Consider the following 12,871-nt stretch of genomic DNA (forward strand, 5'->3'; position numbering starts at 1 on the left):
GTCCTTGTGAGGCATTTCCCAACAGAATTTTGAAAGAATTAGATATAAAAGGGTGCCTTAAAGAGATACCATCTAATTTTTTAGACACGGAAGCGTGAGATTGTTATTATAGATGAGGAAGCAAAGAGTAGAGGAAATAAGGGGAAGAATCATTAGAACAGATGAAATTTGACAAGCTGGTAGTTAACATAAAAGACACACACGATGGTCTGCAGCGTGCTGCCTTCAAAGCTGTGAACCAATCGCTTACAGTGCGTAATTGGCTGATTGGCTTGTATATTGTTGAATTTGAGCAACATGGTGAAGAAAGGGCAAAATATGGCGAACATTTGCTCTCCGATCTTGCTTCATCGGTTAAAATTAAGGGCCTGTCAGAGACAAACCTGAGACTTTGTAGACAGTTTTACACGTCATATCCTCTCTTGTTTTCAATTGTAAAAGCTACATTAAAACAGCTTGGGATTCAGATTGGCAGAATTGGTCAGTCGCTGACTGACCAATTACAAATAACTGATAATCAGAACAATGAAATTCATCAGTCGCTGACTGATGAATTGAAACAAGACCAAGTTGCTGACTTCGAAAGCGACGACAAACAATTGGTAGTTCCGGAACAAATCCTCTCAAAACTGTCCTTTACTCATATCGTTCAATTGCTTCCCATCCAAGATACCGTAAAACGTACTTTTTACGAATGGGAATGCATCAGGCAAGCATGGAGTGTAAGCGAATTAAAGAGGCAAATCAACACACTTTATTATGAACGAAGCGGAATAAGTAAAAACCCAGATCAACTGTCTAAAATCGTCCAACAGAAAGCCGAACATGTAAGCGTGGAGGACATCATTAAATCTCCTTTTACCTTTGAATTTCTCGGATTCAAGAGTAAAGATGTTGTTTATGAAAACGACCTCGAAAGAGCACTTCTAGATCATCTGGAAACTTTCCTGCTCGAAATGGGCCACGGTTTTTGTTTCGAAGCAAAGCAAAAGCGTATCCTGATCGGAGGCGAATATTTTTTCATTGATCTGGTTTTCTACCATCGAATATTGAAATGCCATGTTCTGGTAGAACTTAAAGTAGATGAGGCAAAGCATGAGCATATCGGTCAATTAAAAACATATGTAAACTATTATAAAAAGGAGATCATGCAGAAGGATGACAATCCTCCTGTAGGTTTACTGTTGGTAACAAACCAAAACAAAGCCTTAGTGGAGTATGCCATTGCAGATAGCGACCAACAATTGTTCGTGAGCAAGTATTTGCTGGAGTTACCTTCAGAGAAAGAACTTATCGCAGAGATTGAACGGGAGAACAATGTATTAAGGGAGCAAGCTGCGGAGTATAGAAAGATTGATAATGAATACTAAATTAAACATTAGGTGTCTCTGAAACTTAAAAAAGGCGATATCACAAAATTGGAAGTAAATGCCATTGTAAACGCTGCTAATTTTAAAAAGCATGGGTATTCGTGAACATATCGCTGAGATTGTTGAAGGTGGAAAGGAAGCCTTTAAGAAAAGAGAAGAAAAATATGGCTTCTAATTGACAACGAAAAGCTTAAAAGTGATTGAATCTAATTAAATAATTGAGGCCCTATCCCTAAACATCCTAGTAGCCCAAAAAGTATTTTAGAGAAGGAAAGGTCATAGTGCATCACCAATGTTTTTATTTAATGAAACAAAAGAAATTTGCAACGCAGTTGAAAGATTTTCAACTAGATCATTTTTCGTGAGTTCTACTCCTGTTTTTGCAAAATTGATTGAAAGCAATATTAATGATGCAGCAATAATACCCAAACCATATAAAAACGAAACCCGCTAGCTTGAATTACTTCAGGGGCTAACGGGAATAATCTTAAACAAGGTTAACACTATTTTTTGATATAACAAAATATAATCCACGATGTTATACAATGATTTCGAAAATATCCTTTCTCAACCACGCATAATAAGGTATCTGAATGCGTGCGACGGGAATAGCCGAAAGGCCATGACACTGTATCGTAAAAACCTTAGGCTGTCACAGGAACTATTTACGGTAATCAGTTGTTTCGAGATAGCTTTAAGGAACAGAATCAACCAAGTATACAGCACAGCATACGGTTATGATTGGCTTCGCGATTCTTCTGTAGCCGGGGGTATATTTGACAATACTAATTGCAGGCATACGAAGAACATTATCCTTCTAAGTATGCGAAGGCTATTACCCCACTACAGTCCGGCAAAGCTATTGGCTGAGATGGATTTTGGATTCTGGCGCTACTTATTTGCCCAACCACAATTCCATGCTGGTGGAAAAATATTACTTAAGATTTTTCCTGCAAAACCCACCACTACACCAGCTATTCAATACAATCATAGCTATGTATTCAACCAATTAGGAAAAATCAATGAGTTGAGAAACCGTATTGCTCACCATGAACCTATCTGTTTCCTTTCTGGTAAAGCTATTATAGAACACACTTCCTAAAAGCCAGACCGGAAAGGCCATGGCTTGTACAGCAAAATGCCGGTTATTAATCCCTCAGTAGACTTTTCCGTTAAACAACTAAATGCCGGTATCTCGCCTTTCACTTGACGGGAGCTAAAGGTTCTTTGGTAAACATAAAATCTTTACCAAGACAGATTTTATGTTTTTTACCATCTACGACGCTAATAATAGTTTTGATTCTAAGCCGTAACATAACATCGTATACCAACTGGAAAACATGGTACATCTCTTTATTGATATTGTTTAATTTATTGTCCAAATCGATTAATAAATTGTCTAGGTCGACGTATCGCTGAATGACTTCAATGTTAACACTTTTATCCTTATTGTTGATTTCTTTTATTTTGTTCGTCTCTTTTATTATCCGCTGTTTGGTTTTATCCCTTTTAGTAGTCAACGTATCAAATTCTTCTTTTAATGAAAACCAATAATTTATTTTATACTTCAACCTTATGCTGATATCGGTTACGTCCATATTGCAGGTAGTTTACAGTTTGGAAACACCAATATACGTATTTTTATATGTGATTCCCATATCGATTGTTCCTCCCGATAATTCCGTTATAGAATTGGAAAAGTTTCCATGATATTTATTGTATGGGGTTGATTGTTGCTTTTGTCACTGAACCTTTTAATAAAACAGCAGGAGGAATGATTACTACAAACTGGTGAAGCCGATTGAAATGAACGGAAAGCCATAAAAGCCGTAGTAATGGCTGTGTTGCATTGATTTATAGGTTACTTTATTTCCTTCAGTTCCGAGCGGACTTTTTGCACAAAAGTAATGTCAAGTTTAGCAAAATCTGCAATTTCAGCTATAGTAAAACGATTTGCTAAAAGTAGGTCACTAACAAATTCATAACTCTTCTGTTCAGCAGCTTCTTCCGCTGCTTGCTGAGCAGCCCAAGCAACTGTATTAGAAAGGTATTTCACTATATAGATCAAAAATATTTGGTTGATTTTTATTATTTTTAGGTTGACTTTTAATACCTTTGTGAAAAATATAGCGTGGAAGTAAAAAGCGCCAATAGCAGGCATATAAATAGAAAGATTGAGAAGATAAGAAATCTTAAAGGCATCACACCAAGTCTTTAATCCTATGGAGAAAGTCGTTGAATGGTATGAGTGACTGCTGGCCAGTAAAAAAGAGAAGCTCAAAATCATCAGGAATCAACATAACTAAATACCAAGCGAGTTATTATGGAAACTATAACTAATACTCTTTCTTTACATAAGGGCAGAAAAATTGAAAGAATAAGGAAATTAAGGGGTTGGACACAAACTACTTTAGGAGAAAAGCTAAATATTACCAAACAGGCTGTTTCAAAACTGGAACAATCAGTGAATATCAGTGATGAAAAGCTTAAGGATATAGCTGAGGCTTTAGAAGTTACATTTGATGGCTTAAAGAATTTTAGCGAAGAAAACGTATTATACAATACAAACAATTTTTATGAAAATTGTGGTGTCAATGCCACTAATATTAGCGCTAATATTGAAAACGTACATAATCCGTTAAAAGAGATGATCGAGATGTTTGAAAGACAACTTCAGGCTGCTAGGATAGAACTCATTGATGCATTAAAGAACAAAAAATAACATCCAAAAATGGAGCCCATTGAACAAGCCATATTATTAAAGCAAGAGTTAGATAGCTTACGGCCTCTTAATAACGAGGCAGAAGCGCTAATCATGCAAAAATTTAGGTTAGACTGGAATTACAACAGCAATAGCCTAGAAGGTAATTCACTAACCTTTGGCGAGACAAAAGCGCTTATTCTACATGGGATTACCGCTCAGGGCAAACCATTAAAAGACCATTTTGAGATTACCGGCCATGATGAAGCCATAAAATGGGTTACGGATGTGGTTAAAGGAGATCATCCGCTAACGGAGAGCTTCATCCGGGAACTGCATACCTTACTTCTTAAAGAACCTTACGATGTGGATGCGATCACACCGGAAGGGCAACCCACCAGGCGGCGTATTGCTGTTGGCCGATACAAAACCGCTCCGAACCATGTATTAACAAAAACAGGGGAAGTGTTTCGTTTCGCTACGCCGGAAGAAACACCAGCCAAAATGCATGACCTGCTTGAGTGGTACCGAGCAGAAAGCGGAGAGGAAGATGTAAATCCCGTTATTCTGGCAGCTGAATTCCATTACCGGTTTATCCTTATACATCCTTTTGACGATGGAAATGGCCGTACTGCCCGTATTCTTATGAACTTTATCTTGATGAAATCCGGATACCCGCCCGTAATTATCAAAACCGACGATAAAGCGAACTATTTTTCCGCCTTACAACAGGCAGACTCCGGTAACATCAAGGTCTTTGTAGACTATATTGCTGAAAACCTTGTCCATTCTTTAGATATTATGATTGCCGGTGCAAAAGGGGAAAATATTGAAGATCCAGATGATGCATTGAAGGAACTGGCCTTGCTAAAACATCATTTAAAAAAAGAGCATCCCACGAAGTCGCCAAAAATTATCCTAGAGACATTTACTTATTTCGAAGAAAAAATAAAGCCTTTTTTTACTAAAGCGATACAGGAAGTGGAGGAGTTATTCGATGAAATAAAAGAGCAGATTTATATCGACGGTCGAGAATATAATGAGCTTAAAAGCCCATTGGCTAAAGCACTCAGCAATCCCCTAATTGAAGGCATGTCTTCTATTACAAATAGATTCAGGGAATCATCGGAAAATATAAAAGTATTTGGCCGGAACCTCTATACCTCTCCTGTTAGTAATATTACCTGGAAATACCGCTGTTACGGATTGAAGGGGGCAAAAAGTGAAAAACCGCTCAACTTTTCTTATACGCTCAGTTTTTCAACAACTCATTATACCATCAAATTATATCTTAATGACAAAAAACAGCGTGAGGTCCCTTTTCTTTATGATGCTGAACTCTCCGAAAACGATTTAAGGGAATTAGGTAACAAGTTTCTGAAAATAATTGTTATCGGTATCAAACAATCTACAAACGACGGGATTGCATAACATACAGACCTTCCAATCTACACTCGACTTTCCAGAAATGCTTAACGAGTACTCGATAGGTAACCAACCAATTCATACGCTTGAAGGAATGAAAAAAGATCGTGATTTCTGGAAAGAGGAATACACAAAACAATACCAAGAGAATCAGTGGCTAAAAGAAGAAATAGAGGCATTAAAAAAGCAAAAAAAATAAAAAGAATCTATTTCCTACTTTTTCCCAGCCAATTCCGCACGGACTTTTTGCACAAAGTCAATAGAAGTTTGAGAAGCCTTTGCGGCCTGTTCGTCAGTGAAGTTAAAATCCAAAATCAGGTTACGGACAAATTCGTAGTTTTTAGATTCCATCTTTTTGCGTTCTTCAACTAACAGTCTTTCAGCGTTAGCGCGTTCGGTTTTAACGCCCAAGATTACACCCTCATTTTTTGCTTTTTCCAATAAATACTCTCTTGTTCCCACTGTAGTACTCCTTCCTTGGTTTTGTTGTATTTCCTCTTCAAATTTACGCAATATATCCGGATTTTCAAATCGCACATAATAGGCAAGAAAATCATAGATACCCTGTCGTACAGACCTTTCCATTTTCCGTTTCATCATTTCACTATAAAGGTCGAGCTTGATGCTCTTCAACTGTTCGTCATTACTATCCCGATGTTTAATGGCCATTAGCGCTGTGAGTGCCACCACGGCAAAGGGATTTGAATCTGCCCTTAACAGGCCTTCATTCTGCTTAAGTATTTTATAGCTATTGAATTCATAGGTAAGCCTTGTCCCCATAAAATGTTGTGCATAGGTTGCCGGGTGATAGTTCTTATTCCCATCAGCAAGTATAGCGATGGCGGTTATCGGCACCTTGTATTTATCGTATATCTTGTAAAAGTATTCAAACATGCGAACGGGAAGATCGCCTTTGCCTTTTTTGGACTGTACCTCGATATGGCACAGAACGTACTGCTCGCCTCCCTCCATTAAATGTACCTTGACAAGCTTATCTACATATCGAACGCCCTTATTATTCGGCTCCGGTGGAAAAAGTGTTTCAAATTCCTTATCCAGATATTCAAAACCCTTATCCAACCTAAATACTTCCTCAGCTTCTGGAAAGAAAAACGTGAGGAAATGAGCAAAGGTCTGTTCCAATATGGATTTCCATAGTGGATCATCAACACTTCTCACGGAAGGCTTCTTTTTGGTCATGTATTATAAAGATTTAGTTTCGCGCCTCGGTCTTTATTACAAAGATACTCTTTGCGAGAACTTCCTTTGGATTATTGGAGAGCATGAACAAAATGAACAGCACACTAAACTGATGTCTGAACCGAACGAATAAAACCAATTTACTGTACTTGAAATAAAACCATTGGCCGGAACTTTGCCAAGCATCGCAAGTTCAGGGAGAAGATGCTACTGAAAGTGGCCGAACACTTGGGCATGACCGAAGCGAACTATAGCAAATACGAACGTGGTGAAAACAAAATAACCGTTGAAATCATTCAGGGTGTAGCGGAGTTTTTGAATGTTGATCCGTTGCAATTGAACCAGTTATTGATTATGATAATTGCAACTTATGCATTAAAAATAACGGCATGATTTTTATATACATTAGCGGCATAAGAAACAACACAAAATACATAGACAATATCCATGCATGCCGCTAACAGAGTAGCTCTTAATACTTCCGTACTATACTTACGAATGTTAATTACAACGGGGATAACACTCTATACTACCCGTATTGTATTAAACGTATTGGGCAGCACAGACTATGGGTTGTTTAACTTAGTAGCAGGTATTGTGCTGATGCTCTCTTTTTTGAACACCACCATGGCTTCTTCTACACAACGCTTTTTGTCCTTTGCACAAGGTACAGGAGATCTGGCTATGCAAAAACGAGTGTTCAGTAACAGTTTGTTATTGCACTTGGGTATAGCGGTGGTATTGGTCTTGGGTTTAGAAGTAGCCGGACTTTTTCTGTTTAAAGGCACTTTGAATATTCCGGCTAATCGCTTAGTTGCCACCCAATTTGTGTATCAGTTTATGGCGGTAACGGTTTTTTTTAACGTCGTTGTGGTACCCTTTAATGGGGTGCTGATTGCACACGAAAATATGGTGTGGGTGGCTGTTGTAAATGTGATCGAAACCCTATTAAAATTAGCCATTGCGCTGGTGTTAAGTATAGTCGCTTATGACAAATTAATGGTTTATGGTGGCTTAATGGCCATGGTAAGCGTCGTGAGCTTTTTATTGTATGCCAGCTATTGCTTGCGGAAGTACGATAGTTGTTCTTTAACGGGTACTCGTGCAAACCGTGACCGAACCTTATTAAAGGAGCTGGCTAGCTTTGCTGGCTGGAATCTGTTCGGTACACTAAGCGGCTTAGGCCGATCACAAGGGATGGCTGTATTATTGAATATTTTTTTAGGGGCAGTTGTTAATGCGGCTTATGGTATAGCTAATCAGGTAGCTACCCAGCTTAATTTTTTCTCAGCAACTTTACTACGCGCACTGAATCCCCAGATCATGAAAAGTGAAGGCGCTAATGACCGGGATCGGATGTTGCGCTTGGCTATGATGGCCAGTAAATTTGGCTATTTTTTGTTAGCCATCGTTGCTATACCAGCCTGTTTTGAGATGAAGACCATCTTACAACTATGGCTCAAAAATGTTCCACCTTACACACTTATTTTTTGCCAATTAATTTTAGTAGCAACGCTTTTTAATCAATTGACCATTGGTCTGCAATCCGCGGCGCAAGCCATTGGTACTATTAAATATTATCAGATCGTCGTTGGTTCTATGCTGTTGTTAAATTTACCTATCGCTTACGTTTTGTTACGTCTCCAATACCCGGTATATTCGGTCATTGTCAGTTACGCAAGTGTAGAATTGATAGCCGGTGTACTCCGTTTATATTTCGTCAAACGCTTGGGTGGTTTGTCTATCCGCCTATACCTATCCAGGGTAATCGGCAGGGAGCTTTTGCCAACAGCAATTTCTGTTTTAACTGGATTTTTACTCGTAACCTATGTACACCATCCCTACCGCTTTTTAATTAGTGTCCCACTTACCGGACTGCTATTCCTATTCAGTATTTATTTCTTTGGATTATGTAGCGATGAAAAAGTGCTGGTTAATTCTTTTTTTAAACGCGCAAAGAGCAAGCTAAAGGCACGTTCAGAAGCAGTGCATGCGTGAGTAATTACTATTACAAGTATCGAGAGACCAAATTAACTAGTCCTTACCATCAAATCCAGTTATTCAACATTCTATTCATGTATTAATTGTTTTTTTTATGCGGCAAGAGCACAAGAATTGAACACGAAATCACAATTGATATATGGAGATAATATAGAAAAAATGTTTTTCATCACCCCCATATAAGCATAATCAACTTATACTGTGTAAAAATTTCACATTTTGCGAATTATTATATACATAATACAAATATTTACCAACAAAAACAATAAAAACATAACAATTCATTAACATTTTCGGTAAAATATTTAAAATTTTACTTCGTTATACTATCATGATCGTAAGAAACATTTTCGTTACAGGTGTATTTTTGGTTTTAACCCATTCATCATTCGCTCAAGACTCGCTTTATCAGGTAAAACTAGAGGCGCAGGCTGGTGTCACTTCAACGCAACATGTTCCTTTTTGGCTCCGATCCAATCAATTTGGATCAGTCCCCTTAGATGGCGCTTCGGGTAGCTTTATCGTTAACGGAACCAAGAGATATACCAGCGATTATCAACAAGGCGGAAAACTATTCGATTGGGGAGCCGGTTTCGAAGGTCGTGTCAATGGCGGTAACCGTGGCCAATTTTTGCTGTTAGAAGCCTATGGAAAAGTCCGCTTAGCCATGTTCGAACTCAAGGTCGGTCGTAGCAAAGATGTTATGGGACTGAATGGCGATACTACACTAAGTTCCGGTAATTTTGCCGTCTCCGGAAATGCGCTCGGTATTCCAAAGGTACAGTTGTCCATCCCTAACTACTATACATTACCCATATTTGATGGCTTATTGGCTATTAAAGGAAACATTGCCCACGGTTGGGTTGGGCGAATGCCTTTTCTCAAAAGCCAATTTGCCGATCCGAATAATCCCTATATTGAAGATGGTGTGCCTACCTATTTTCACCAAACGTCTCTTTATGGGCGTATTGGTAAAGCAGACTGGAGAGCCAAGGTATATTTAGGCATCAATCATGAAGCCTATTGGGGCAATGAAAAAGCGATTTATGGGAAAAACTTTGGGTTATCGCCAATCGAGTCGTTCTATTACGTAGCTATAGGTAAAGTATACAAGTTCGGCGGTGGCACAGGCTATACCAAAATAGGTAATCAATTGGGTTCCGTGGATATTGGTTTTCAATATGACTTTGATCAAGTAAGCCTGTTAGCTTATCGACAAAATATTTACGATGTAGGCGCACTTGCTAAGCTGGCCAATATTCGCGATGGATTAAATGGTATTGCCCTTACGAACCGTATGTATCGGACTGATCCTAACCAAGGCTTCCAATGGAAGAAGTTGCTGTTCGAATTTCTCTACACCAAAAATCAGGCCGGTGAAAAATGGTCAAAGCCTACGGCATCTGGCGATGAGGATTATTATAACAATGCTTATTACACCGAAGGTTGGTCTTATCAAGACATAGGCTTGGGGACACCATTTATTACGCCACGGCATTTTGCTAAAGATGGACAAGTTAGTACTGGCCAGTATTTTATTAATAATCGGGTTATAGCACTACATGGTGGAGCAGAATTTAGTTATCAATCGTGGTGGTTCTTAGGAAAAATGAGTTACTCTAAAAACTATGGAACGTTCGCTACAAGTAAAACTGGATCTTCTACTGGAAGTGGTTTCAATTCTCCAGTAAACGGAATATTTAAATCCGTAAACCAATTTTCCACTTATCTAGAAATCAATAAACATTTAAAGAATGGGTTTTCGGCTGGCGGAGCAATAGCAATAGATCGAGGCGAATTATTGGACAATAGTGTTGGAGGCTTTCTGAAAATAACAAAGGAGTTCTGCTATTAAAATCGTCATTTCAAAAAAGCCGCTAAAAAATTTTTTGAATTTATTTAGTTAGTTGATGAGCTATCATTTTCTTTACAAGCTTTTCTTATTTTTTAAGTTCGCTTAAATTTTGATTAATCTGAATTAGTTAGCTGTTTTCTTTCCCTCGACCTAAGTCTGATAATTAAGGTTACATATCTAGTATAAATCGCACTCAAACGTAACCTTCCGTAACTTTACTAAAAATATCACTAAGAATATCAAGTAAGGATTCTATATACATTTTTATCGAAAATAAAAACAAACAGATGGTTATCTACTATGGGCACGATTGTTGCGGTAAATATCTAACTAATTAATTTGATAACTAATTAATTATAGCCATGAAAAACAAATCATTTTACTTTTGGATTTTTTTTACAATATTGTATTCCTGCACAGACGAGATAAATCCATTGCCACCCAACGACGAGGGTGAGGGTGATGATCAGATTGTACAGATCCTTGCCGGGGAATACAACAGCTTCTTCCTCAAAGACAATGGTGATTTGTACGCCGTTGGGGAAAATTCATCGGGCCAGCTCGGAAATAATTCTACTGAAGATATCACTACGCCCACTAAAATAATGAGCGATGTAAAAGAAGTGGCCTCTGGAATTGCCCACACATTGATTTTAAAGAAAGATGGTACCGTTTGGGGTGTGGGGAGTAATCATAGTGGACAATTTGGTGACGGTACAGATTTTAACAGTAGTTTGATACCAGTTAAGAGCAAGGTGGAAAATGTTAAAACGATTTCTGCCGGTGGATCTACTAGTTTTTTCCTTACTGAGGACGGAAAATTATGGGGTACCGGAAGAAATGATTACGGCCAGTTAGGGATTCCAGATGATATTTATAACAAGAAAACTCCTGCTTTGATTAGTGAGGATGTCAGTGACGTTTCTAACTCAGGTTCTCACACTTTATTTCTCAAAACCAATGGAGACACCTATAAAATGGGAATAGACACATTGGTAGAAGGTGTGAATGAGGATGAATATACCTACAAACTTGTGAGCCACCCTTATGTAATTGAGCGTGATGTACGAAATATATATGCCAATGGCTTAGCAAGTATGATGATTAAGAATGACAATACGCTTTGGGTAAGAGGTTATAACACCAGATGTTTTGGGCTCGGACCTGATGCTCCAATTGATGTGAAAAAGTCCACCTACGTGATTTCAGATATTCTACAAGTTTCTACTGGCCTATTTCATAGTATGGTCATTAAAAGTGATAGCACTGTGTGGGTAACAGGACTTAATTTTGATGGTCAATTGGGAATTGAAGATACAACAATGCGTACCAATGTGTTCATTGCATCAAATTTTGGGAAAGCATCATTGATTTCAGCCGGAGATGGATATTCATTGTTTGTAAAAGATGGAAAAATTTGGGGGGTAGGCGACAATAGCCATCATCAGTTATCGCCTAGTGAACAGCAAAAATTTACTGAACCCGTATTAATAGAACTAGAAGATTAATAATCACTTATTTAATTGCTAGCACACTGGGGTTATTTATAATATGAAGTAAATAACCCCTGCTAATAAAATGCTATTCAAGGTATAAATCTCCAAACTTCTTTAGAGATTTCTTTCCATGGTTCAACTCCTCCCAAACCACTCACTAAATATGCAGAACTACCTAATGTAAAACTTGAAAGGTATGAATTAGCATATGAAAGCAATGTCTTTTTCAAAACCCAACTATCCGTTTATGGCGAAGAATTAGAATGTGAACCGGCCAGGTTCTATATCAAACGCTATATCCGATATAAATATGCCGCTAAAAACGGTGATGGTGTAAAGATCGGTGTGCTTCCTGAGCGCGTAATCGATAAAGGCATACCGGGAGCAGGATTACTTTATAGCGTGATTTTCAGAAACGACTAGACTCCAATTGCGCTTACCTTAAAACCAATGGCTTCCAGTTTATTCCTGTCTAGGATATTGCGACCGTCGAACACATGGGCCGGCTTCAGCATGTTATCATAGATCCGCTGCCAGTCATACCCCTTGAACTCGTCCCATTCCGTCAGTACCGCTATCGCATGCGCATCCCGGCAAGCCTCGTACGCATCTTCCTCCACCTTTACNTGGGTCGTAAACCGACAGCTGCGCCTGCTCGTACAGCAGGTGGTCAGCCACATAGATTGCTGCCGACTCACGCGTGTCGTTCGTGTCCTTCTTGAACGCCCAGCCCAAAAACGCAATCTTCTTCCCGTTAACCGTATTGTACAGCTTCCGGATGATCTTGTTCGCAAAGCGACGCTTCTGGTGGTCGTTCATCACA

At 38.6% G+C, this 12,871-nt stretch carries 12 protein-coding genes and 2 pseudogenes; 10 read left to right on the forward strand and 4 right to left on the reverse strand.

Features of this window, described 5'->3' with window-relative positions; all coding sequences use genetic code 11:
• Positions 1–161 precede the first annotated feature (161 nt).
• Positions 162–1,370, forward strand: a complete 1,209-nt coding sequence (locus tag ABD930_RS00690; RefSeq protein ID WP_345229746.1) for a PDDEXK nuclease domain-containing protein — start codon at positions 162–164, stop codon at positions 1,368–1,370.
• A gap of 622 nt (positions 1,371–1,992) precedes the next feature.
• Positions 1,993–2,472: an Abi family protein gene (locus tag ABD930_RS00695; RefSeq protein WP_486348633.1), complete on the forward strand. Its 480-nt coding sequence runs from the start codon at positions 1,993–1,995 to the stop codon at positions 2,470–2,472.
• 100 nt (positions 2,473–2,572) lie between these two features.
• On the opposite strand, the gene ABD930_RS00700 is transcribed toward ABD930_RS00695, so the two are convergent.
• Positions 2,573–2,968, reverse strand: coding sequence for a hypothetical protein (locus tag ABD930_RS00700; protein ID WP_345229748.1), 396 nt, complete (start codon positions 2,966–2,968; stop codon positions 2,573–2,575).
• Positions 2,969–3,231: 263 nt separating this feature from the next.
• Positions 3,232–3,657, reverse strand: a complete 426-nt coding sequence (locus ABD930_RS00705; protein ID WP_345229749.1) for a hypothetical protein — start codon at positions 3,655–3,657, stop codon at positions 3,232–3,234.
• Positions 3,658–3,693: 36 nt separating this feature from the next.
• On the opposite strand from ABD930_RS00705, the gene ABD930_RS00710 reads away from it, so the two are divergent.
• From ABD930_RS00710 to ABD930_RS00720, 3 genes are read left to right on the forward strand one after another with little or no spacing between them, the layout of a single operon-like run.
• Positions 3,694–4,092, forward strand: a complete 399-nt coding sequence (locus tag ABD930_RS00710; protein WP_345229750.1) for a helix-turn-helix domain-containing protein — start codon at positions 3,694–3,696, stop codon at positions 4,090–4,092.
• Positions 4,093–4,101: 9 nt separating this feature from the next.
• Complete coding sequence (locus ABD930_RS00715; RefSeq protein ID WP_345229751.1) at positions 4,102–5,502, forward strand: Fic family protein; 1,401 nt, start codon at positions 4,102–4,104, stop codon at positions 5,500–5,502.
• The gene (locus ABD930_RS00720) at positions 5,495–5,695 is read left to right on the forward strand and encodes a hypothetical protein (protein WP_345229752.1); all 201 of its coding nucleotides are present in this window, start codon (positions 5,495–5,497) and stop codon (positions 5,693–5,695) included. Before ABD930_RS00715 ends, ABD930_RS00720 begins: the two co-directional genes overlap by 8 nt.
• Before the next feature lie 14 nt (positions 5,696–5,709).
• Here ABD930_RS00720 and ABD930_RS00725 read toward each other — a convergent pair whose 3' ends face one another.
• Entirely contained in the window at positions 5,710–6,696 is a 987-nt protein-coding gene (locus ABD930_RS00725) for an RpnC/YadD family protein (RefSeq protein WP_345229753.1), read from the reverse strand.
• Between the two features lie 162 nt (positions 6,697–6,858).
• On the opposite strand from ABD930_RS00725, the gene ABD930_RS00730 reads away from it, so the two are divergent.
• From ABD930_RS00730 to ABD930_RS00750, 5 genes and pseudogenes are all read left to right on the forward strand, one after another.
• Positions 6,859–7,089: a helix-turn-helix domain-containing protein gene (locus tag ABD930_RS00730; RefSeq protein WP_345229762.1), complete on the forward strand. Its 231-nt coding sequence runs from the start codon at positions 6,859–6,861 to the stop codon at positions 7,087–7,089.
• 54 nt (positions 7,090–7,143) lie between these two features.
• Positions 7,144–8,694 carry an oligosaccharide flippase family protein gene (locus ABD930_RS00735; protein WP_345229754.1) on the forward strand — a complete coding sequence of 517 codons (1,551 nt, stop codon included), beginning with the start codon at positions 7,144–7,146 and terminating at the stop codon, positions 8,692–8,694.
• Between the two features lie 334 nt (positions 8,695–9,028).
• On the forward strand, positions 9,029–10,552 hold the full coding sequence (locus ABD930_RS00740; RefSeq protein WP_345229755.1) for a capsule assembly Wzi family protein: 1,524 nt from the start codon (positions 9,029–9,031) through the stop codon (positions 10,550–10,552).
• 362 nt (positions 10,553–10,914) lie between these two features.
• The gene (locus ABD930_RS00745; RefSeq protein ID WP_345229756.1) at positions 10,915–12,060 is read left to right on the forward strand and encodes an RCC1 domain-containing protein; all 1,146 of its coding nucleotides are present in this window, start codon (positions 10,915–10,917) and stop codon (positions 12,058–12,060) included.
• Positions 12,061–12,300: 240 nt separating this feature from the next.
• Positions 12,301–12,456: pseudogene (locus ABD930_RS00750) on the forward strand (IS66 family transposase); the annotation flags it as partial.
• An 11-nt stretch (positions 12,457–12,467) separates the two neighbouring features.
• Here ABD930_RS00750 and ABD930_RS00755 read toward each other — a convergent pair.
• Positions 12,468–12,867: pseudogene (locus ABD930_RS00755) on the reverse strand (UDP binding domain-containing protein).
• Between the last annotated feature and the right edge of the window lie 4 nt (positions 12,868–12,871).

The organism is Olivibacter ginsenosidimutans, assembly GCF_039542865.1.
Lineage (GTDB): Bacteria > Bacteroidota > Bacteroidia > Sphingobacteriales > Sphingobacteriaceae > Olivibacter > Olivibacter ginsenosidimutans.